Source organism: Marinobacterium sp. xm-a-127 (assembly GCF_013283425.1).
GTDB lineage: Bacteria > Pseudomonadota > Gammaproteobacteria > Pseudomonadales > Balneatricaceae > Marinobacterium_E.
This window is the reverse complement of the sequence record NZ_WBYH01000001.1, coordinates 508,656-531,162: the sequence shown is the minus strand read 5'-3', so window position 1 is coordinate 531,162 and position 22,507 is coordinate 508,656. Positions and strand designations below refer to the sequence as shown.

General features: G+C 47.7%; 20 protein-coding genes and 1 pseudogene. 6 read left to right on the top strand and 15 right to left on the bottom strand.

Annotation, left to right across the window (positions count from 1 at the left end):
- Positions 1-2: 2 nt before the first annotated feature.
- The 3 genes from XMA127_RS02545 to XMA127_RS02535 form a co-directional block, all read right to left on the bottom strand.
- On the bottom strand, positions 3-1,673 hold the full coding sequence (locus XMA127_RS02545; protein ID WP_173483353.1) for an AMP-binding protein: 1,671 nt from the start codon (positions 1,671-1,673) through the stop codon (positions 3-5).
- A gap of 67 nt (positions 1,674-1,740) precedes the next feature.
- Positions 1,741-2,058 (bottom strand): SCP2 sterol-binding domain-containing protein, encoded by a 318-nt coding sequence (locus XMA127_RS02540; RefSeq protein ID WP_173480453.1) that lies wholly within the window; start codon positions 2,056-2,058, stop codon positions 1,741-1,743.
- A gap of 120 nt (positions 2,059-2,178) precedes the next feature.
- Positions 2,179-3,966: an acyl-CoA dehydrogenase C-terminal domain-containing protein gene (locus tag XMA127_RS02535; RefSeq protein ID WP_173495203.1), complete on the bottom strand. Its 1,788-nt coding sequence runs from the start codon at positions 3,964-3,966 to the stop codon at positions 2,179-2,181.
- Positions 3,967-4,526: 560 nt separating this feature from the next.
- On the opposite strand from XMA127_RS02535, the pseudogene XMA127_RS02530 reads away from it, so the two are divergent.
- Positions 4,527-4,829: pseudogene (locus XMA127_RS02530) on the top strand (transposase); the annotation flags it as partial.
- Positions 4,830-5,531: 702 nt separating this feature from the next.
- Here the strand turns inward: XMA127_RS02530 and XMA127_RS02525 are convergent.
- From XMA127_RS02525 to nfuA, 3 genes are all read right to left on the bottom strand, one after another.
- Positions 5,532-5,807 (bottom strand): HU family DNA-binding protein, encoded by a 276-nt coding sequence (locus XMA127_RS02525; protein WP_173480450.1) that lies wholly within the window; start codon positions 5,805-5,807, stop codon positions 5,532-5,534.
- A gap of 151 nt (positions 5,808-5,958) precedes the next feature.
- Positions 5,959-8,379: an endopeptidase La gene (gene lon / locus XMA127_RS02520; protein ID WP_173498880.1), complete on the bottom strand. Its 2,421-nt coding sequence runs from the start codon at positions 8,377-8,379 to the stop codon at positions 5,959-5,961.
- Between the two features lie 419 nt (positions 8,380-8,798).
- Positions 8,799-9,395 (bottom strand): Fe-S biogenesis protein NfuA, encoded by a 597-nt coding sequence (nfuA, locus tag XMA127_RS02515; protein WP_173480448.1) that lies wholly within the window; start codon positions 9,393-9,395, stop codon positions 8,799-8,801.
- A gap of 137 nt (positions 9,396-9,532) precedes the next feature.
- Here nfuA and XMA127_RS02510 point away from each other — a divergent pair, with 137 nt between their 5' ends.
- From XMA127_RS02510 to XMA127_RS02500, 3 genes are read left to right on the top strand one after another with little or no spacing between them, the layout of a single operon-like run.
- Positions 9,533-10,699, top strand: a complete 1,167-nt coding sequence (locus tag XMA127_RS02510; protein ID WP_173480447.1) for a cation:proton antiporter — start codon at positions 9,533-9,535, stop codon at positions 10,697-10,699.
- Positions 10,700-10,737: 38 nt separating this feature from the next.
- A complete protein-coding gene (gene rlmD, locus XMA127_RS02505; RefSeq protein WP_173498879.1) occupies positions 10,738-12,087 on the top strand; it encodes a 23S rRNA (uracil(1939)-C(5))-methyltransferase RlmD in 1,350 nt (449 codons plus the stop codon).
- Positions 12,084-12,716: an RluA family pseudouridine synthase gene (locus tag XMA127_RS02500; RefSeq protein ID WP_173480445.1), complete on the top strand. Its 633-nt coding sequence runs from the start codon at positions 12,084-12,086 to the stop codon at positions 12,714-12,716. Before rlmD ends, XMA127_RS02500 begins: the two co-directional genes overlap by 4 nt.
- A 52-nt stretch (positions 12,717-12,768) precedes the next feature.
- On the opposite strand, the gene purC is transcribed toward XMA127_RS02500, so the two are convergent.
- From purC to dapA, 3 genes are read right to left on the bottom strand one after another with little or no spacing between them, the layout of a single operon-like run.
- A complete protein-coding gene (gene purC, locus XMA127_RS02495) occupies positions 12,769-13,479 on the bottom strand; it encodes a phosphoribosylaminoimidazolesuccinocarboxamide synthase (protein ID WP_173480444.1) in 711 nt (236 codons plus the stop codon).
- Between the two features lie 39 nt (positions 13,480-13,518).
- On the bottom strand, positions 13,519-14,877 hold the full coding sequence (gene bamC, locus XMA127_RS02490; RefSeq protein WP_173498878.1) for an outer membrane protein assembly factor BamC: 1,359 nt from the start codon (positions 14,875-14,877) through the stop codon (positions 13,519-13,521).
- A gap of 10 nt (positions 14,878-14,887) precedes the next feature.
- On the bottom strand, positions 14,888-15,763 hold the full coding sequence (gene dapA / locus XMA127_RS02485; protein ID WP_173480442.1) for a 4-hydroxy-tetrahydrodipicolinate synthase: 876 nt from the start codon (positions 15,761-15,763) through the stop codon (positions 14,888-14,890).
- Between the two features lie 153 nt (positions 15,764-15,916).
- On the opposite strand from dapA, the gene bcp reads away from it, so the two are divergent.
- Positions 15,917-16,366 (top strand): thioredoxin-dependent thiol peroxidase, encoded by a 450-nt coding sequence (gene bcp, locus XMA127_RS02480; protein WP_173480441.1) that lies wholly within the window; start codon positions 15,917-15,919, stop codon positions 16,364-16,366.
- Positions 16,367-16,421: 55 nt separating this feature from the next.
- Here the strand turns inward: bcp and XMA127_RS02475 are convergent, their stop codons facing one another.
- Positions 16,422-17,495 carry an AI-2E family transporter gene (locus XMA127_RS02475; RefSeq protein ID WP_173480440.1) on the bottom strand — a complete coding sequence of 358 codons (1,074 nt, stop codon included), beginning with the start codon at positions 17,493-17,495 and terminating at the stop codon, positions 16,422-16,424.
- Positions 17,496-17,502: 7 nt separating this feature from the next.
- Entirely contained in the window at positions 17,503-17,739 is a 237-nt protein-coding gene (locus tag XMA127_RS02470) for a sulfurtransferase TusA family protein (RefSeq protein ID WP_173480439.1), read from the bottom strand.
- A gap of 75 nt (positions 17,740-17,814) precedes the next feature.
- Here XMA127_RS02470 and XMA127_RS02465 point away from each other — a divergent pair, with 75 nt between their 5' ends.
- The gene (locus XMA127_RS02465) at positions 17,815-19,224 is read left to right on the top strand and encodes a M48 family metallopeptidase (protein WP_173498877.1); all 1,410 of its coding nucleotides are present in this window, start codon (positions 17,815-17,817) and stop codon (positions 19,222-19,224) included.
- Between the two features lie 44 nt (positions 19,225-19,268).
- Here XMA127_RS02465 and nadA read toward each other — a convergent pair whose 3' ends face one another.
- From nadA to pal, 4 genes are read right to left on the bottom strand one after another with little or no spacing between them, the layout of a single operon-like run.
- The gene (nadA, locus tag XMA127_RS02460) at positions 19,269-20,312 is read right to left on the bottom strand and encodes a quinolinate synthase NadA (RefSeq protein ID WP_173480437.1); all 1,044 of its coding nucleotides are present in this window, start codon (positions 20,310-20,312) and stop codon (positions 19,269-19,271) included.
- A 57-nt stretch (positions 20,313-20,369) separates the two neighbouring features.
- Positions 20,370-21,056, bottom strand: a complete 687-nt coding sequence (gene queC, locus XMA127_RS02455) for a 7-cyano-7-deazaguanine synthase QueC (RefSeq protein ID WP_173483885.1) — start codon at positions 21,054-21,056, stop codon at positions 20,370-20,372.
- 2 nt (positions 21,057-21,058) lie between these two features.
- Positions 21,059-21,901: a tol-pal system protein YbgF gene (gene ybgF / locus XMA127_RS02450; RefSeq protein ID WP_173483884.1), complete on the bottom strand. Its 843-nt coding sequence runs from the start codon at positions 21,899-21,901 to the stop codon at positions 21,059-21,061.
- Positions 21,901-22,419, bottom strand: coding sequence for a peptidoglycan-associated lipoprotein Pal (gene pal, locus XMA127_RS02445; RefSeq protein WP_173480434.1), 519 nt, complete (start codon positions 22,417-22,419; stop codon positions 21,901-21,903). Before pal ends, ybgF begins: the two co-directional genes overlap by 1 nt.
- Positions 22,420-22,507 lie beyond the last annotated feature (88 nt).

Below are 22,507 nucleotides of genomic sequence, written 5' to 3'. Positions count from 1 at the left end.
ATTCAGGCAGCATCAGATTTAGTTTCAGGTGTTCTCAGCATTCGACGCAGAACTTTGCCTACATTGGATTTGGGCAGTTCCTGTGCAAACTTAACCTGTTTAGGGACCTTGTAGCGGGTCAGCTTATCCTTACACCATCCGCGCACTTCTTCTGCGGTAAGAGATGGATTACTGGATACAACAAAGACTTTCACTACTTCTCCCGATATATCATCAGGTACACCAATGGCGGCACACTCAACGATATCCGGGTGCAGGGTCAGAGTATCTTCAACTTCGTTTGGATAAACATTGAAGCCGGATACCAGAATCATATCTTTGGCACGATCCACAATGCGGATATAGCCTTCATCATCCCGGGTCGCGATATCACCAGTAATGAAGTAACCATCATCTGTGAATGCGGAGCTGGTTTCGCGTTCACGTTGCCAGTAACCACGCATTACCTGCGGCCCTTTGACGCAAAGTTCACCCGCTTCACCATTTGGCACATCCTCGCCATCTGTGCCAATCAGACGCAGATCGGTATGTACCATTGGTTTACCAATAGTGCCCAAATGAGTCTGGTTTGGATCGTTGAAGCATACGGCTGGAGAAGTTTCGGTCAGACCGTATCCTTCAATGATTTCGCAGCCGGTTTTTTCTTTCCACAAAGCTGCGGTTGATGGATTCAGGGCCATGCCACCGGATGCGGTGAATTTAAGGCTGCTGAAATCCAGATTTGGAAAATCCTCGTTATTGCAGAGTGCAACAAACAAAGTGTTCAAGCCCACAAAGGTACTCATATTCCACTTGCCCATCTCCTTAACAAAACCCGGAATATCACGCGGATTTGGAATAAGTACGCTGTGACCACCCAACAGGGAGACCACCTGGGCAACCGTAAAGGCATAGATATGATAAAGAGGCAGCGGTGAAATAACGGTTTCAGCCCAGTTCACACCCGGCATCACCAATCGCTCTTCAGCTTGCAGCATATTGGAAATCAGGTTTGCATGAGTGAGTACCGCACCCTTGGACACGCCAGTTGTACCCCCGGTGTACTGCAACACGGCAACATCCGCCGTTTTTACCTCAACTGCTTCGGGTGATTCACCCACATACTGCATTAAAGCCTTACGCAGTGGCACGGCTTGCGGAAGGTTGTAATCCGGCTCCATTTTCTTGAGATATTTAACGGCTGCATTAAGCAGATTACGCTTAATGAAATCATGCAGGTCTCCCACCTGCGTCACGATCAGATGTTCAATGGCGGTGTTCTGCAATATTTTTTCTGCTTTGTGCGCCATGCTTTTGTGAATGATCAGCGCCTTGGCACCGGAATCACAAAACTGATGTTCCATCTCATTGGAGGTATAAAGCGGGTTGGTATTCACAACCACCAGCCCCGCTTTGAGAATGCCAAACAGCACAATAGGGTATTGAATCAGGTTGGGTAGCTGGATAGCGACGCGGTCACCGGGCTGAAGACTGGTTTCTTTTTGTAGATAGACTGCAAACGCATCCGATAACTCATCCAGCTCCTGGTAATCGATGGTACGTCCAAAGCTGGTGAATGCAGGGCGCGCTGCATATTTTTCGACACTGTACCGCAGGACATCGGGTACGGTCTGAAAGCCATATGAATTTATATCAGCCGGAATAGTATCCGCCGCAGGTAGCTGCTGCACCATCGTGGGCTCCTCAATAGTTATTCTTATAGAGAACCTGAAGGTTCAAATTTATTTGTTGTAATAAATTTTAGGCTACAGGGAAAATCGCAGCCAGTTTAGTTGCCAGCATAATATCGCCATCTGCCTGGATACGGCCACTCATAAACGCCTGCATGCCGTCAGTTTCTCCTGACATCACCTCTTCAAGTGTTTCAGTGTCCATTCGCAGGGTAACGGTCGCATCATCATTACTACCTTCTGTCACTTCGCAACTGCCGTCCTGTACAGTTACAAACCATTCACCACCGTCACTGATTTCATACTGGAACACTGCATCTGTGCCCGCTGCAGCATCTGCATTAAAGCGACTTTTCATTTCGGTAAAGATTGAATTCATATCAGCCATTTGTGTACTCCCGGAACTGTTTTTATTTTTAAGTTGATAACGTTTGGCGTTCAGTTTGAGCAGGCCGCGCAACATTGTGCGGCCTACTGGGTTGTTCAGAACTCTTTTCATACTGCCGCCCTAAAACGCAAACTTCTCTTGATCCAGTGCCATCAGGTTATCTGAGCCTGACTGCATAGTTACCACCAGAGAACGTGTGCGCGGCAGGATGCGTTCGAAGTAGAATTTAGCGGTTGCCAGTTTGGCTTCGTAGAACGCCTGATCACCCTCGCCTGCAGCCAGTTTTTCCTGAGCCACTTTTACCATTCGAGCCCAGAAATAACCCAGTACCACATAGCCGGAGTACATAAGGTAATCCACCGAAGCAGCTCCCACTTCATCTCGGTTCTGCATTGCTTTCATACCGATCTGCATAGTGAGTTCACCCCACTCTTTGTTCAGTTCAACCAGAGGTTTGATGAACGCCTGCAGTTCAGTGTTATCTGATTCAGCCTGACAGAACTTGTGTACGATTTTGGTAAAGCCTTTCAGAGACTCACCCTGAGACATCAGCACTTTGCGACCCAACAGGTCCAGCGCCTGAATCTGTGTGGTGCCCTCATACAACATTGATATGCGGCTATCACGTACGTTTTGCTCCATACCCCATTCGGAGATAAAGCCGTGACCACCAAAGACCTGCAAACCGTGGTTAGCGGATTCGAAACCCACTTCAGTCAGGAAGGCTTTGGCAATTGGTGTCAGGAATGCGAGCAGCGCATCTGCTTTCTCTTTTTCCTCACCTTCTGTCAGCTTCACCTGGTCTACGAGCTGTGCACAGTAATAGATTAATGCCCGACCACCCTCTGCAAAGGCTTTCTGGGTCAGCAACATCTTACGCACTTCAGGGTGAACAATGATTGGATCGGCAGGTTGATCCGGGCTTGCAGGACCATTCAATGAACGCATCTGCAAACGGTCTTTTGCGTAGACCAGAGAGTTCTGGAAACCCCATTCGGCATGAGCCAGGCCCTGCAATGCGGTACCCAGACGTGCAGTATTCATAAAGGTGAACATACAGTTCAGACCTTTGTTTGGCGGACCAATCAGATAACCTGTTGCATCATCAAAGTTCATGACACAGGTTGCGTTACCGTGAATGCCCATCTTGTGTTCAAGCGAACCGCAGGACACACCGTTGTTCTCACCCAGAGACTGTGGAAGATGTTTAGGCACAATAAACAGGGATATACCTTTAGTGCCTTCAGGTGCATCCGGAAGACGTGCCAGTACGATATGCACAATGTTGTCTGCCATATCGTGATCACCGGCCGAGATGAAGATTTTGGTGCCGCTTAGTTTGTAGCTGCCATCTTCCTGAGGCTCTGCTTTAGTTCGTAGCATACCCAGATCGGTACCACAGTGAGGCTCAGTCAGGCACATCGTGCCGGTCCACTCACCAGACACCAGTTTGGTCAGATAAGTTTCTTTCTGCTCATCGGTGCCGTGAGCATCCAGCGTATTCATCGCACCATGACTCAGACCCGGATACATACTCCAGGACCAGTTGGCTGTACCCACCATTTCGTTGATGATGATACCGATGGATTCAGGCAAGCCCTGACCACCCCACTCCTCTTCATGAGCCAGCGATGGCCAACCACCTTCAACAAACTGCTGATAGGCATCTTTAAATCCTTCTGGAGTCGTTACTGCACCATCACTCCACTGGCAGCCCTGCTGGTCACCAATCTGATTCAATGGTGAAAGAACACGCTCCGCGAATTTAGCACCCTCTTCCATGATCGCAGACACCATATCCGGAGTCGCATCTTCGCACCCAGGCAGGCTCTGATAGTGCTGCTCTGCATTCAATACTTCGTTCAGCACAAAATCCATGTCACGAAGTGGCGCTTTATATTCTGGCATTACATCATCCTCATCATTCTTGATATGACTACCAGTTCTTAGAGGGTAATACTGATAGTTCCGCTGAACCTTTTTACTGGTCCAACTAAGCTTTATTGGTTTTATTAAGCTTGGTTCAAAGGGCATGATCCGCCAATGACAAAACCCACCAGTTTTACTGACAAAAGATTTCAGAAACCATTAAAGCCAAGAATTACGAGGGATTGAGGGGCTGTTTACTTACATAAACAGCCAAAGAAAATGACAATTTCAATCAGAAGATGTTTTTACCCGGGAGGAGCTATTCGCCAGTCCTATGACAAACTGCCCAACAAGTGACGGCATAGGAGCAAATCGATAAGAGCAAAAAAAAAAACAACCAACGGCAGAAGCGTCTGGTTATATAACTGCTCGATCAGGGAACCAAAAACAACCGATAACAGCATAGAAACCACACCAACAAAGCTGGAAGCAAAATGAAAAAGCTCCACTAGCTTAGGGAAATGGGATGGACTCCCCCAATCCCGGCATCTTGTGCCACATTGAAGGTGAGATAATCAATCGAATAGCAGGAGTCCACCATGAAAAGTATACGTATCGGTTTCGATTTGGCCAAAAACGTCTTTGAAGTTTTTGCTGTCGATCACCAAGAAAAGCCTGTTGTACGGAAAACGATCAAGCGCGCCAAGGTATTAGAGTTTTTCGCTCAACAGGAGCCCTGTATTGTGGGCATGGAAAGTTGCGGAGGGGCACACTACTGGGCCAGAGAGCTTCAGAAGCTCGGACATGAAGTTCGCATGATGGCACCCCAGTTTGTAGCGCCGTATCGTAAAAGTGATAAGAACGATCGCAATGATGCTGAGGCGATCTGTGAAGCGGCTACCTTCATCTTCCCATCAGAGTTATAGGGTGCCTTGGCATAAAGGGAAAATCCCCTTTTCATTCTTTCCCAATGCTTTTCACTGACTAATAGCTTCTCCGGGTCATGTTCTAATGATTGATAAAACATCCAAACAAACTTTAGATAACGTTCAGCCCCTAGAAAACGAATTGCATACCAACTAGAACTATAAAGCTCACCCGTAACCGAATTTACACTGCATGATGAAGAATATTCTTCAATTTCTCCTGCCGTTAACGGCTTAAGCTTCCTAAGTTCCTCTTTAAAATTCAATGAACGCTCATCATAGAAGCGATAGAGGTGTTGAATCGCTCGCTGATCCGTTCTAACAGTATTAACCCGCTTTCCTGATTGGAACCTCTGCAAAGTATAAGAAGCCGCTAGCGGATCAACAAGACCGCCTACCATCACAATTGGTAAGGTGATACCACCTAGTTTTTCAAATCTAACATCCTCAATTTTGATCTCTGCCATCTAATGAAACACCCTGTTTATTAAACGATTCGATTAAGACAGCTTAGTATAAAATTAAGAAATTATTTGAAACGATCGGTTTATGAACGAATATTTTTACTTCGATTGAAGAATGAAACACTTCAATTTAGAACAAGAAAGGCAAGAAACAAAAAAGGCTCCTATGAACAGGAGCCTTTGGAAATCTATCAACAGCTATTGAAACAGTTTCTTATTTATTCACGGCATCTTTCAGAGCCTTACCTGGCTTGAAAGATGGAAGAGTTGCTGCAGAGATCTGGATTGGCTGACCAGTCTGTGGGTTACGACCCGTACGAGCAGCACGCTCTTTAACACCGAAAGTACCAAAACCAACTAGTGCAACTGAGTCGCCTTTAGCTAGTGCGCCAGTGATTGCTTCTAGAGCGGCGTCTAGAGCGCGGCCAGCAGCTGCTTTTGGAAGATCTGCAGATGCAGCAATAGAATCGATAAGTTCTGATTTGTTCACGTTGTGCCCCTTAATAGAGAGTATGTTTTGTTTGTTTTGTGTTATGAAATAACCGTAAACACTTTATACCAACTGTTTAAAACCAGTGTCAACATTAAAAACCCAGAAAATACGGTGTTTTCAGCGAGTTTCATAAAATTGACACTTAAGTCTAGTGTGCCGTTCTTGACCCCGTAGTTAATTTTTTACCTTTAGTCTCATTGGTTAGCTCTTCAACTTCGGCATCATCCAATGGAACAGGCTGCTCTACTAATGCAACTTCCAACACCTGATCAATCCATTTAACCGGCTTAATCTCTAAATCTGCCTTAATATTATCTGGAATCTCTTTCAGATCTCGGCGATTCTCTTCTGGAATCAGCACTGTTTTAATACCACCGCGGTGCGCAGCAAGTAGCTTCTCTTTGAGACCACCGATAGGAAGAACCTGACCTCGTAGAGTAATCTCACCCGTCATGGCCACATCTGAGCGAACAGGAATCCCTGTCAACGCTGAAACAAGAGTCGTACACATACCGATACCGGCACTGGGACCATCTTTTGGTGTTGCGCCTTCAGGAACGTGGATATGAATATCCTGTTTTTCATGGAAGTTGGGTGCGATGCCTAGAGACTGAGCGCGATTCCGAACGACCGTCAAAGCGGCTTGGATCGACTCTTTCATGACATCGCCTAATGAGCCTGTCAAAACCTGACGGCCTTTACCTGGAACTACTGCACTCTCAATGGTCAGAATATCACCACCGACTTGCGTCCAAGCCAACCCTGTTACTTGACCCACCTGATGCTCATCTTCTGCACGGCCAAAGTTAAACTTCTGAACCCCAAGGTAGTGCTCAAGGTTATCACTGTTCACAAGAACGGATTTAGCGGTTGATTCACCGAGCGCAATCTCTTTAACGACTTTACGAGCGACTTTAGCCACTTCTCGTTCAAGGCCACGCACACCCGCTTCACGGGTGTAGTATCGAATCATATCGATGATCGCTGAATCATCAATCTCCAACTCTTTCACCTTAAGGCCATTCTGTTTGATCTGTTTAGGGATCAAATAGCGACGTGCGATGTTCAGCTTTTCATCCTCTGTGTAACCCGGGATGCGAATAATCTCCATACGATCCAACAATGGACCCGGAATGTTCATCGAGTTAGAGGTACAGACAAACAACACTTCAGAGAGATCATAATCCACCTCTAGGTAGTGATCATTGAAGGTGCTGTTCTGCTCAGGGTCCAGCACTTCTAGTAGAGCAGATGCAGGGTCGCCACGCTGATCCATACCCATCTTATCGATCTCATCAAGAAGGAATAGCGGGTTTTTAACACCGACTTTGGCCATCTTCTGAACTAGCTTACCTGGCATAGAGCCAATGTAGGTTCGACGGTGACCACGAATCTCGGCTTCATCTCGCACACCACCCAGCGCCATACGGATGTATTCACGATTGGTCGCTCGGGCGATAGAACGCCCTAAAGAGGTTTTACCGACGCCAGGAGGTCCGACTAAACAGAGAATTGGACCACGCAGCTGACGTACACGCTTCTGTACCGCTAGGTACTCAAGAATACGCTCTTTGACCTCATCCAAGCCAAAGTGATCTTTATCCAATACTGCTGAAGCACGCTTCATATCCAGACGAACTTTAGAGCGTTTGCTCCAAGGAATCTGTAGCATCCAATCGATGTAGCCACGAACAACGGTCGCCTCAGCGCTCATTGGTGACATCATTTTTAGCTTATTGAACTCAGCTTTAGTTTTATCCAACGCTTCTTGCGGCATACCCGCTTCATCAATGCGTTTTTCTAGCTCGTCGAGCTCTCCACCGCCATTCTCATCCAGATCACCCAGCTCCTTCTGAATCGCTTTCATCTGCTCATTCAGATAGTACTCGCGCTGACTCTTCTCCATCTGTTTCTTCACACGACCGCGAATGCGCTTTTCAACCTCGACTAGATCAATTTCAGACTCCATTAGTGACATCAAATGCTCTAAGCGAGCTTTCGCATCCAGCATTTCGAGAATGGACTGTTTTTGATCAAGCTTAAGCGACATATGAGCCGCGATCGTATCGGCCAAACGACTTGGCTCATCGATGTTATTCAACGAGGTCATGACCTCATTGGGGATCTTTTTGTTAACTTGGATGTACTTCTCGAACTGTTCCAGCGTCGAACGCTTGTAGAGCTCAGCCTCAGACTGGGCAACCTCCTCCTCTTCAAGCACTTGAAGGTGAGCCGCATAGTGCTCCGCCTCTTCAAAGAAGTCACTAATAGAAGCTCGATACTCACCTTCAACTAACACTTTTACAGTGCCGTCGGGAAGCTTAAGCATTTGCAATATGGTCGCGACCGTACCTGTATGAAAAAGATGATCCATCTTAGGCTCATCTTCAGAGGCACTGCGTTGTGCAACTAACAGAATCTGTTTGTCACGCTGCATCGCCTCTTCCAAAGCTTGGATCGACTTTTCGCGCCCAACAAACAGAGGGATGACCATGTGAGGGTATACAACTACGTCTCGAAGCGGGAGAACCGGTAGTTCAATTTGAACACTGCTCTGATTATTTTCCATGATGCATACCTCTATAGTGAATCTTTTACCGATCTATAAACTGACTATAAGTCATTTATGGGGATCCGTTACGAAAATGCAAGCAAGGGAGCCTACGAACAAGTCCATAATTTCTCAGCGCGATCTGAAACATTCAGATACGAGGCGGATTGAGCAATTAATGGCCGTCGTCCTTAATAAGCGATCCAACGCTGTAGATGGATGTTTCACGTCGCGCCCTACGGGGCTTACAATCAAACCCATCCTCTTCGTTGTGCTTTCTCGACTTAGCCCGCTAGGCCTTCGAAAACACGCCTTGATGCTGAATTTGATTGTAAGCCTGAGATGTCATGGACTTATTCGTAAGCTCCCTAGAACAGCCCACAAATTGAAAAACGCCTCTAATGAGGCGCTTTGGGTGTCTAGTTAACAATCTCACGTTATTTATAGTAAGCCTGTTCACGCTGGCTGTGATCTGTGACATCTCGAACTCCGACCAGACCAGGTACTTTTTCAATTAAAGTCGCCTCAACACCGTCTTTTAGGGTCATATCAACGGCACTACAACCCTGACAACCACCACCGAAACGAAGGATAGCGACAAGTCCAGCCTCCTCTTCAGAGACCTCTTCGAGCTTAACTTCGCCACCGTGTGAAGCTAGACCGGGATTAACCTCTGAGTAGAGAATGTAGTTAATCTGCTCTTCGATTGGGCTGTCGGCAGACACCTTAGGCACTTTGGCATTCGGCGCTTTAATCGTTAACTGACCGCCCATACGATCAGTAGCATAGTCAATAAACGCTTCATCAAGGTAGGGAATGCTGTTCTTCTCAATGTAGAAGCGAACCTGTTCAAGCTGCATCACCTCGTCCTCATCATTGACCTCATCAGGACGGCAGTAAGCTAGACAAGTTTCCGCATAGGTTGTGCCCGGTTGTGTCACAAACAGACGGACCGCAATGCCTTCAACGTTCTGCTTCTCTAGAAGCTCGGCAAGGTAACCTTGTGCACCTTCTGTCACTTCAATATTTAACATCAAAACTCTCCAGTAGTCGTACCGATAATGCGCTATAGGATAGCGAGTTATTAATTCCGAGTAAAACACTCAATTATTTAAACGTAACGATTTTCTCTCTCACTTGTTACAATTTGCTCATCCACCGGAGAGCACTCATGCTAGAGCACAGTCTGTTTACATCTTTCTTTCTTATTTTTACCGGCGCAGCGGTGCTAGCATCTGTAGCACTGTTTACACGCCAGCCCTTGCTTGTTGCTTATATTGTGCTTGGGGCACTGCTCGGACCTTACGGTCTTGAACTGGTCTCCGATACTAATCTACTCAGCGATATCGCTCATATCGGCATTATCTTTCTGCTGTTCTTACTGGGTTTGGATATGCAGCCTGCCCATCTGATCCATATGCTCAAGAAGGCAACACTGGTGGCGATTGCCAGTTCGGCACTGTTCTTAGGCTTAGGTTTTAGCGTGGGTAGCCTGTTTGGATTCAGTCAGGCTGAGTCAGTTATCATCGGTGCTGCAGTGATGTTCTCCAGCACGATCATAGGGATTAAGCTGCTACCCACGACCGTCCTACACCACAAACACACCGGAGAACTGGTCGTCGGTCTTCTACTGTTGCAGGACGTGATCGCCATTATTGTCCTGTTGATACTCAACTCGGGAGGTGACAGCGATCCGATGAGCAGTTTCGTCAAATCGGCCATCGCACTACCGGCATTGGGTATTTTTGCATGGGCAGGCGTTCGCTATGTCATTTTGCCCTTACTGATGAAGTTTGACCGTTTTCATGAATACATTTTCTTAGTGGCGATTGGCTGGTGTCTTGGCATGGCAGAGGCGGCAAAACTGGGTGGCCTATCGGCGGAAATGGGTGCCTTTATCGCGGGCATTGCTCTGGCAACCAGCCCAATTTCGCAATACATCGCAACCAATCTAAAACCGTTGCGCGATTTTTTCCTAATTCTATTTTTCTTCTCAGTCGGCGCCAGCTTCAATTTAAATCTAATTGGATTAATCATAGTACCTGCGCTGATCTTAACCATCGCCGTTCTGCTGCTAAAACCGGTTGTTTTCCGACTTCTTTTAGGCCGTATCTCCGAATCTCCATCGACGGGTTGGGAGATAGGCTTTCGTTTGGGACAAATCTCTGAGTTTTCGCTACTGATCGCCTATCTCGCTTTTGCAGGTGGTTTAATTGGCACTGAGGCGTCCCACGTTATTCAGGCCACCGCTATTTTAAGCTTTCTGTTATCGACCTACATCGTCATCTTTAACTACCCATCACCAATCGCGGTTAAAGATTCGCTTAGAAAAGATTAATGGGCCAAAAAACCCACATTTAAGAGTATTAAGTTACCATGCGCAGACGCACCGTTAGATATGGCGGCCCTAAAAAGGCCCCTGCAAAAGCCACTCACCCCCTACCAGAGAGTATTCAGATTGAATCTCTCTCTTTGGAAGGTCGCGGAGTCGCAAGAGTCGACGGCAAGGCACTGTTTATCCAGGGAGCACTGCCGGGTGAAACGGTCAGTGCTACTTTAACTAAAGCAGGTAAGCGCTTTGATGAGGCGGTTGTAACTGAGATTCAAACGAGTTCAGATGCCCGCATCCAACCTAGCTGTGAATATGCTGGTGAGTGCGGTGGCTGTGATCTTCAGCATTTAGACCCTGAGCGTGCAGTAGAATTGAAGCGTGATCAGATACTCAGCACACTCAAGCGTCAATCCAATCTTGAGCCACAGATCACTGAGCCCCCTATCGTCTCGGAACAAAAACTCAACTACCGCCGCTCCGCTCGTGTCGGTATTAATCAACGTGAAAGTGGTGATTTAATCATCGGTTTTAGACGTTCTGAATCTAATAAGCTTATTGATATACCTAGCTGTCCCGTCCTGACCGATCGGTGTAACCGTTTTTTAGGCGCACTGCGCGAACGCCTGGATGGACTGGATAAACTTAAGACATTAACGCATCTCTCTTTGAGCGATGGCGACAACTTACTGGCGGTTGAGATACGTGCTAAAAAGCGCCCATCAGACGAGATTATGGGTGCCCTAACCTCACTAGCCGTCACTGAGGGCATCAACTTACGAGTGAGTTTTAATGATCAAACCCTGACTCTGAATAGCATTGAAGAGCCGGAGTTCATCAATAGACAGCGTGATATCCGTTATCAGTTTGATACCAATGACTTTATACAGGTGAATGCTTCTGTCAACGAAGCTCTCATTGAGTGCGCAATTGAGTGGCTAAAGCCTAAACAAGAGGATCGTCTTCTCGATCTATTCTCAGGGCTCGGTAACTTTAGCCTGCCTTTGGCAAAACTAACCAAAGAGGTGGTGGCAGTAGAGGGTGTTTCAGCTATGGTCAAACGTTCACAAGCCAATGCAGCACTCAATGCGATCGACAACTTAACATCCATCAAATCAGATCTTAGCAACGTCAATACAGAGACAGCTTGGTTGAATAGCCAGTACGATCTTATTCTTCTTGATCCGCCAAGAAGTGGTGCAGCTGACCTGATTCCTCACCTGCAAAATCTTGGAGCAAGAGCCATACTCTACATCGCATGTGACCCAATGTCGCTGGTGCGCGACAGTAAAACACTGTCTGATATTGGCTTTTCAATGACGCGATTCACAGTCGCTGATATGTTCCCGCAGACTCATCACGTCGAATCAATTGCACTGTTTGAGCCGACACCATGATCCAGTGTCACTATGAAGATCAGGATATGCTGATCTTAGAAAAACCGGCTGAAATGCTATCTGTTCCTGGACGAGGAGAGGATAAGCAAGACTGCTTATGGAGTCGTGCCGTTGAACAGTGGCCTGATGCGTTGATCGTTCATCGTCTCGACTGTTCAACGTCAGGGCTGATGGTGCTTGCTCGCTCAAAAATGACTCATCGCGAGCTCAGCATACAGTTTCAAAATCGTATTCCATTCAAACGATACGCCGCCCTAGTCAGCGGCGAAATGAGTCAAGCTGATGGCTGGGTTGAACAACCCCTTCGTTGTGACTGGGATCGCCGTCCCCTTCAGATCATTGATCACGAACAGGGAAAGCATGCGCTCACCTTCTACCGTAACCGAGGCCTGGAGCTAATCAATGGGCACACAGCCACTCGATTATCACTCTACCCGATTACTGGGCGTTCCCATCAGCTTAGAGTCCACTGCCAATACCTGGGTCAGCCAATATTAGGCGACAACCTATATGCTGAAGGGGAAGCGTTGACCTGTTCAGATAGACTGATGCTCCACGCTGACCTACTTGAGCTTCACCACCCTATTTCTGGAGAACGCCTGAGCTTTTCATCCCCCGCTCCCTTCTAAAGACAAAAAAGCCGGCATATTAAGCCGGCTTCTTGATGCGTTTTGATTGGAATTAAAAAGTAATTCCAAGACGGCGACCCACCTCTTCATAGGCTTCGATGACACCACCCAGCCCCTGACGGAAGCGGTCTTTATCCATCTTTTCACGGGTCTCTTTATCCCACAGACGACAGCCATCTGGAGAGAACTCATCACCTAATAACACTTCACCATTGAAGACGCCAAACTCAAGTTTGTAATCCACCAGTAACATACCAGCATCATCAAACATCTTCTTCAACACATCGTTAACTTTGAAGGTCAGTTCTTTTGCTGTGGCTAGATGAGCAGGCTCAGCCCAACCAAAGGTCTCAACAAGAGACTCATTGACCATCGGGTCACCCAACGCGTCGTTCTTAAGAAATAGTTCAAAGGTCGGCGGATTCAGCTCCAGCCCCTCTTCGACGCCGATACGGCGACAAAGCGAACCCGCTGAGATATTACGAACAACACACTCAACAGGCATCATGTCGAGTCGTTTTACCACAGATTCGTTATCAGACTGCAGCTCAACGAAATGAGTAGGTATACCCGCATTCGCAAGAGCCGTCATAATAAAAGCGTTGAACTTATTATTGACCATACCTTTACGATCAAGCTGTTCCATCTTTTTGCCATCAAACGCCGAGGTATCGTCTCTGAACTCCATGATCATTAGATCTGGGTTATCAGTCGTAAATACCGATTTCGCTTTACCGGCATATAGCTCTTCACGCTTTTCCATTCAAAACTCCAAAGCAGCTGCATCTATTGCAACTTATAATCAAAGAGGCAGATTATCCTTAATCAACCATAGAAGCTGTTCAGCACCACCCGCGTCAGCAGGCTTACCTTTATCATCATTGACCGTCAACAAAACACCAGTACGAGCACGATTGAAGCTCAACTGAAAACGTTTAATCAACTCAAGTTCACCAGTCGCATCGTTTAGGCGCTTCTGGTTATCTTGCCCAAAGACATAAACGACTCGACCGCCCATCCAAACTTTAAAGCCTTCCATTGCCTGAAGCTCTTCCTGAGTTGCTTGCGCACCAGCGACAATCGCATTGGGGTCTGAACTATAAACCACATCAGAGGGCTGCTCATCAGTTGCTTTGCCTGACAGCAGTTCGGTGTCCAGAGTGATAGGGCCCATCTCGTTGGAACGGAGCCACTCCAAGAAACCTTTAGGTTTCTCTTCTGCTACAGTCTGTTTAAAGGTTAGATAGATGATACCCTCGTCTCGATCGCGAGTACCTACGTCGACGCCGGCACTATCAAGAGCTTTATTCACAAGTTCCCAAGCCTGATCACCACTGGTTTTAACATTCAACAAGGGACGGTTACGTGAGTCACGCCCCATAGTCGCCGTTAAACGGTCGGCAGTTTGGAACTGAGATAGAGTAGGCGCGGTAGAAGCAACATCCCCCTTACCCAGGTAGTTCAACATAGCAAACATGATCTCATTAGAGTACGCCAACTCAGTCGCATCACTGCTCCAATCAAGTTCACTCTTATCAGCACTCAATGCAATCTGAGCATGCTCCATGCTGATGGCTGTTCTCTCGGTGTTATCAGGGTCAGGACGCAAACGCACTCGCAGTTTGTTGAGTGAGGGCTCATTTGCTTCAGAGTTAAACTTAACGGTATTCAATAGACGCTGAAAGTAGTTAAGATCCTCGCCTGCAACCTCTATCCACTCAGATTCCATCACGCCCGTTTTTGGGTCTGCAATGGCCAGGTTGATGTTGGCATCCTGCCAGAATGGCTTTAGTTCAACCCACACCTGGTCAATCGGCTCATCGACCAGAATGACACGCTCACCTTTAAGTGGTCGAATCGATGCACGATCATTGCCATCAACGGCAAAAAAGAACTCTGGGCGAGGCGCTTCTGGAACCAGTTCGTTTGATACGACTTCTGATTCATTTATCTCAGGAACCTGAAGTAGATCTTCAGTGCTCTTGGCATTGATACCCTCAGGGATGACAAGACGTTTACCCGGCTGTGCAAGAGCGTACTCTTGACCGCGATCACGGATAACACCCTTCTCGCCGTATATCGGGTTCGACTTGATTGCATCCTGCATCGTACAACCCGATACAACCAACGTTCCACACAGCATCCAAAAGCGAGCGTTCATAGTAGGGACCTTAAATCAAACCTGTCTGTTTCAGCGCAGCAACAACCGTTGGGCGATTCTCTTCAGATAGCGGCGTCAAAGGCAGACGAATCCCCTGACCAATCAAACCCATCTCATACATGGCCCATTTCACTGGAATAGGGTTGGATTCAACAAATAGATCTTTATGCAGCGGCATCAGCTTCTGCTGTAGTGCTCGAGCTTCGTCGAACTTTTTATCCAAGCCGAGCTGGCATAACTCGGCCATCGCCTTAGGCGCTGCGTTAGCGGTAACAGAGATATTCCCGTGACCGCCAGCAAGAATGAGCTCGATCGCGGTGGCATCATCGCCTGAGTAGATTGCGAAGTCGGCTGGTGCGTTATCGATCAGGTATTGAGCACGCTCGATATCACCGGTCGCCTCTTTGATTCCGACGATATTTTTCACCTCAGCCAGACGAAGCGTTGTCTCTGGCAACATATCACAGGCCGTACGACCGGGAACATTGTAGAGAATCTGAGGGATATCAACGGCTTCAGCAACCGCTTTGTAGTGTTGGTAGAGACCTTCTTGAGTCGGTTTGTTGTAGTAAGGGGTCACCAAAAGACAGGCATCAGCACCCGCATTTTTGGCACCGCGAGTCATCTCAATCGCTTCACGAGTAGAGTTAGCGCCTGTACCGGCAATGACCGGCATTTTGCCTTTACAACGCTCAACAACGCGAGCCACCACCTCTAGGTGCTCATCATAATCCAGTGTCGCAGACTCTCCAGAGGTACCCACAGCAACAATTGAGGCTGTACACTGTTCGATGTGCATATCGACAATGCGATCTAAAGCCTGCCAATCAATATCACCGTTATCGTGCATCGGCGTTACCAGCGCAACGAGGCTGCCAAGAATCATATATTTCACCTTATTATGGCTCGGTTGCTGATCTCTAAGGCGTTATCCTTTTAATGATCAGCAAGAATACTATTTAGCCAACCATTTTAAACGATTTCCGGGTAACATTCGTAGAGGCACAGTAACTTTTTATTGCATTACTAGGAGATAAAGATGGTTGAAGTCGGTCAAACAGCTCCGGACTTTGAAGCAAAGGACCAGAATGGAGAGACAATCACGCTAAGTCAGTACAAGGGTAAAAAGGTTGTTCTCTACTTCTACCCTCGTGACAACACGCCTGGCTGTACCGCTCAAGCTTGCGACCTGCGAGATAATATTGAGCGATTGGCGGACAATGGCTATCAAGTGATCGGTGTGAGCACAGATTCAGAGGCCAAGCATCGTAACTTCATCGAAAAGTATGATCTTCCCTTTCCACTTATTGCCGATACTGACAATGCCGTTCATGAACTCTACGGAACCTGGCAGCTGAAAAAGAATTACGGCAAAGAGTACATGGGTACGGTCAGAACCACCTTCATCATCGATGAGCAGGGCAAGGTTTCTGATGTAATTGCCAAAGTCAAAACCAAAGAGCACACCGCTCAGATATTGGGCGACTGATCGATACGATAAGGGGTGCCTCAGCACCCCTTCTTTTTAAAATTGACGATCCAACTTACCCTGCATCAGATGGGGGCAGTTCATCCGCTGTAGGCCAAGCTGAAACGATCGACTTAACCAGAGTCGCCAACGGGATAGCAAAGAACACACCCCAGAACCCCCATAGCGTTCCAAACACCAATACAGCGACAATGATAGAGACCGGGTGCAAATTAACCGCTTCGGAAAAGAGCAAGGGTACAATCACGTTACCATCGATCGCCTGAATGATCGTATAGGCAAGCATTAGGTAGAGAAACTGATCGCTCCAGCCCCATTGAAAGAAGGCAATCAGCGCCACTGGGACAGTCACCACCGCAGCACCGATATAAGGAATCAACACCGACAGACCAACCAACAAACCAAGTAGCGCAGCATAGTTGATACCCAGCAGTGCAAAAGAGATAAAGGTTGCGACACCAACGATTAAAATTTCAATCGCCTTACCGCGGATATAGTTAGCCAACTGAGAGTCCATCTCGTTCCAGACCTGATCCATCATCTCCCGCTTCTTAGGCAGAAATGCAGTCCAACCAGCGATCAAACGATCACCGTCCAACAGGAAGAAGAGCACCAGAATAGGCACCAAAACGAAGTAGATCAGCGCGGTTAACACACCCGTTAGAGAGCTTAACGAGAAGCTAAGTAGCCACTGCCCTAACTGACTCAGCTCAGCGGCAGCGGTGCCGATAAGGTTGCGAATCTGTTCAGCAGAGACCAATTCAGGGTAGTTCTGAGGGAGCAGCATCAATACCTGCTGCAGCTTGGTCACCATGCCGGGCAGCTCATTGAACAGGTTCACCAACTGCGTCCAAACAGCAGGGAGAATGAACAGGAACATTGCTACAACAAAACCGGTAAAGGCGATAAACATCGTTGCAACGGCACTTTTGTGACCCAAGCCAATGCTTTTCAATCGATTGACACCGCCCTGCATCATGAAAGCAAGAATGAGCCCGGCAAAGACCGGAATCAGCGCACCACCTAAGTGCCAAATCACCAAACCAGAGACAAACAGCAGTAAAAACAGCAACAGTGCCTCCTCATTTGAGAAGTAACGTTGTACCCATTTACTAAAAATCTTTTGCATCGCTCAATTAACCTCTGCGAAGAAGGTGAATATAGGTTTGGTTGTTCTCTGTCGTAGAGATCAACTCATGATTCGACAGATCAGCATAAGCTTTAAAGTCACGTACAGAACCCGCATCCGTCGCAATCAACTCAAGGACCTGCCCCACTTCAAGGGTGTTCAGCGCCTGCTTGGCTTTCAATAACGGCAGCGGACAAGCTAAACCGGTCGCGTCGACTCTTTTATCAATGTGAATCTCTGTCATACTAAAGTCAGTGTAAAAAGCGAATCTATCGGCGCAATGTAACTGATATACAGAACAAAGGCTATGCTACCTCTGATGCGAACCCCTTTAATCATTCTACTATCCAGCCTTATCTGCTTTAACGTGCAAGGCTCAGAGAAGCTGCCCTCCCTGGCGGGCAGCACCAACTCGAGCTATCAGCTTGAGCAAGAACGAGCACTTGGCCAAGCCTGGATGCGCATGATGAAAGCCCAAGCCCAGCTTCTGGACGATCCGATTGTCGAGAGCTATCTCAAGGATCGACTGTGGTACCTATCACCCTTTTCTGAGCTACAAGATAAGCGGTTAGATCTCCTGGTCATCGACCAACAGGAGGTTAATGCCTTTGCCGCACCGGGTGGCATCATTGGTATCAATGCGGGACTGCTATTAGCAACAGAGACAGAAGATCAATTAATGTCGGTGATCGCTCACGAGTTTGCCCACTTAAGTCAGCGTCACTTTGCACAACAACAGGCGGCCAGCGAGCAGCGACAACCACTGGTATTAGCAGGCATCGTCGGCAGTATTTTACTCTCCAGCATCAATCCCAACGCAGGAGCGGCCGCACTTCAAGGCACTATTGGTGCTTCAGAAAATGCGCGACTTAGTTTCAGTAGACAAAATGAGCTCGATGCAGACCAAGCAGGTATGCGCACGCTGGTTGCCGCAGGGTATGACCCTCAAGCGATGCCACAGATGTTTGCACAGCTAGCGCAAGCCAATCGTTTTTCGGGCAGCGCTGTACCCGAGTTTTTACGAACCCATCCAGTGACTGAATCGCGAATCGCCGATTCCACTAACCGTGCCATGAATTTACCGAGCGCAAGCGAAGAGAATCGTGACCACCAAAACTTTATGATTGCCAAATCGAGAGTGGCTGTTAAGTATGGCGCTGAAAACCAGTTACTTAACAACTCAGAATTAGATGAGTCAGCCAAGCAGTTTACTCACTACTTAAAAGCTCTATCTGTGAATAACAGCGAGGAAGCGCAAAGCCACTGGGAGGCACTCTCCAAAAGCTGGCAACAACACCCTTGGGTGCAACTCAGTCGTTTAACTCAACTCTCTCTCAGCGGGCAAGCGACTAGACAGTTAATGGATGAGCTAACGGACCTCTACCCTAATGACCTTGCCGTGCAAGCGGCACTGGCCAAGACCTATAGAGAGCAGGGAAACGTCTCACAAGCGATCAGCCTCTACAGAAAACTGCTTAGAGATCACCCCAACAATACACTGTTTTTATACCATCTCGCCGAGCTATATGGCTTGATCAATGATATAGAGCAGCTTCACCGTACCCGAATTGAGTTCTTTTTTCAGCGAGCTGAGTTTGATCTAGCGCTCAGACAGGTAGAGTTTGCCCGCAGGGATGCTAGAAACAATAGAGTTCAACTGGGTTGGCTCGAACAGAGGGAGAGAGAGATTCGAGCAGACCAACTGAGGTTTGATGAACTGTTTAAATAAAGGTTGATGTGAGCAACAGGGAGAGTCACTCACTCAATTAGAGATTAGCGGGCTTGAAAGCTCAACATTCTCTCAAGTGGGCGAAGCGCACGTTGACGAAGCTCTGGATCGACAAAGACCTCTTCACGGCCATGACGCAGTCCATCCAAAATATTTTCAAGGCCGTTCATTGCCATCCAGGGACAGTGTGCGCAACTTCGACAGGTTGCACCAGAACCTCCGGTGGGTGCTTCAATAAAGGTTTTGCCTGGAGCAGCCTGCTGCATCTTAAAGAAGATGCCTCGATCGGTTGCTACAATGAACCTATCGTTTGGTAGATCATGAGCCGCTTTGATTAACTGACTGGTAGAGCCCACTGCATCGGCAAGCTCGACAACAGAAGCGGGCGATTCTGGGTGAACAAGCACCGCAGCGTCTGGGTAGACCGCTTTAAGATCTAACAACCCTTTCGCTTTAAACTCTTCATGGACAATACAAGAGCCATCCCACAACAGCATCTCTGCGCCCGTTTGATTCTCGATGTAACTACCCAGGTGCTTATCAGGGCCCCAGATGATCTTTTTATCCTGATCAACCAGATGTTCAACGACTTGCAGTGCGATACTCGATGTCACCACCCAGTCCGCTCTGGCCTTCACCTCGGCAGAGGTATTGGCATAAACAACCACTTCATGATCAGGATGTGCATCACAAAACGCACTAAAGTCTTCGATAGGACAACCGATATCAAGTGAACAGGTTGCTTCCAAAGTAGGCATCAAGATGCGCTTATCTGGGCTAAGAATCTTAGACGTCTCACCCATAAATTTTACACCAGCGACCACAAGAGTAGATGCCGAGTGATTAGCACCAAAACGCGCCATCTCAAGCGAATCAGCAACACAACCACCGGTCTTCTCTGCCAGTGCTTGAACCAGAGGATCAGTGTAATAGTGAGCGACCAAGCATGCATCGCGCTCTTTCAGTTCAACCGCTATCTGCTCTTCAAGATCAGCGACTTGAGCAGGCGTAAGATCACTGGGCAGATGCTCTTGAGCAAAATGCTCTTGCACCATAATACGTTGATCAAGATCTGCTTTTGTTTGCATACCAACCTCAAAAAGTGACGTATAAAGCAACGTCGTAACGAGTCAATTAGTTAAGAGTTAGACTGGGATATAACGTGTCGGATCCGAAACACCCGCATCATCAAAGCCTTTAGCTCGTAGGCGGCAACTGTCACAGCGACCACAAGCCCGGCCATCATCGTCTGATTGATAGCAGGAGACAGTCAAAGCGTAGTCCAGACCCAAACGATGACCGGCTTGAATGATCTCTGCTTTAGTAAGATCAATCAAAGGTGTCTCAATTTTGAATGGCTGACCCGTGACGCCGTTTCTAGTCGCTAGGTTTGCCATCTCTTCGTAGGCCTTAATAAACTCTGGACGGCAATCAGGGTAGCCCGAATAGTCCACAGCATTAACACCTATAAAGATCGCATCCGCATGCAAAACTTCCGCCCAGGCCAGCGCCATAGAGAGGAAGATCGTATTACGAGCAGGCACATAGGTGATAGGAACGCCCTCGGTTTCACCCTCAGGCACCTCAATCGAACTATCGGTCAGGGCAGAGCCACCGAACTGAGCAAGATCAAGTGAAAATACGCGATGCTCTTTTGCACCAACAGAGGCACAAACCGCTTTGGCGGCATTCAACTCAGTCAAAGCGCGCTGCCCATAGTCAAAGCTTAGCGCGTAACACTCATACCCTTGATCAGCAGCAATCGCCAATACCGTAGCAGAGTCAAGGCCGCCTGATAGCAGAACGACCGCACGTTTCGTCTTTTGATTCATAGTTATGAGCGAGGCTTGTAGTTACGAGCTAGACCTGCAGCTGAGCTTTTCGGATACTCATCAAGCAGTTGTTTAAAACTGCTCTGTTGCGCAGCAGAATCACCTAAACGATCCTGCACAACACCCAGTTTATAGAGTGCATCTGGGCGCTTACGATGGCCAACAAACTGAGAAACCACCGTTTCAAATGCGACTTTGGCTGAGTCTAGTTGCTGCTGAGCAAGCTTCACTTCGCCAATCCAGTAGTAGGCATTCGCTAGGTTATCACTGCTAGGATAGGTCTGAATAAACTGTTCAAAGGCTTGAACTGACTCATCAAACTTACGTTCACGAACCAGTGTGAACGCTTGCTGGTAAGCCACTCGATCACTGACTGTAGGTTCAGCAGGGGCTACAGGTGCTTCCGCCTCAACAGGAGAACCAGCAACGGTCTTCTCGACTGGCTGTGTCGCAGCAGCACTACTTGAAACGGGTGCATTTGTTTCGGAAGCAGCCCGATTCTCACCAAGAGCCACACTTGGAGACGCTGTCTCAACAACAGGGTTAGACGTAACTGGGTCAGCAGCAACAGGAGCCGGCGCAGCAAGCGGGTCAGCTTGTTGAAGCACTAAAGAGCTTAGGCGGCGATCCATATCACGGTAACGATCCAACTGCTCTTTTTCGAGCTTTTGTAAACGATACTGCTGTGTCTCAATCTCACCACGCAACTGGCGAACCTCAGCCTGCAGCTGCTGCAGAAGAAGAACCAATTCGCTGTTAGCTGATTGAGAATGTTGTGCTGCAGAAACAGAACTGCTGGCAATAGTGCCAGCAGTCAGTAGAGCAATAAATAGACGCAATTTCATTAGCGGCTAGTGTAGCTCAGTTCTACACGACGGTTTAGCGCCCACTCAGCTTCAGTGTGACCAAGCATAGCTGGCTTCTCTTCACCGTAAGAGATAGTTTCGATCTGGTTGCTACCAGCACCGTTAACCATCAAAAGGCGAGCAACAGCGTTAGCGCGCTGTTCACCCAGTGCAATGTTGTACTCACGAGTACCACGCTCATCAGCGTGACCTTCTAGACGAACAGTTGCACCTGGGTTGTTCGATAGATACTTAGCATGCGCTTCAAGATCAGAGAAACCTTCTTGTTTAACAACAGCCTGATCGAAGTCGAAGTAGAAAACGGTGCGCAGTTTAGCAACTTCAGCAAAAGAGCCAGCAGTCACATTGCTGCCATCAGCGCCTTGAGTGGTTGCTGCATTATTGGTAGCTGCACCATCTGCACCGCCATCCGTTGTTGTGCTAGTTGAACTACAACCTGCAACAAGCGCTACGGCTGCTGCAAGTGCTGCTACTCGAGTCATTGCGATTGCGCGCATCGTCAATCTCCTAAAATAAATTTTTATTGGTCCTATTGGATAGTGCTTAAACTATAGGCTGAGCTAAAGGATTTCAAGCGACTACCTA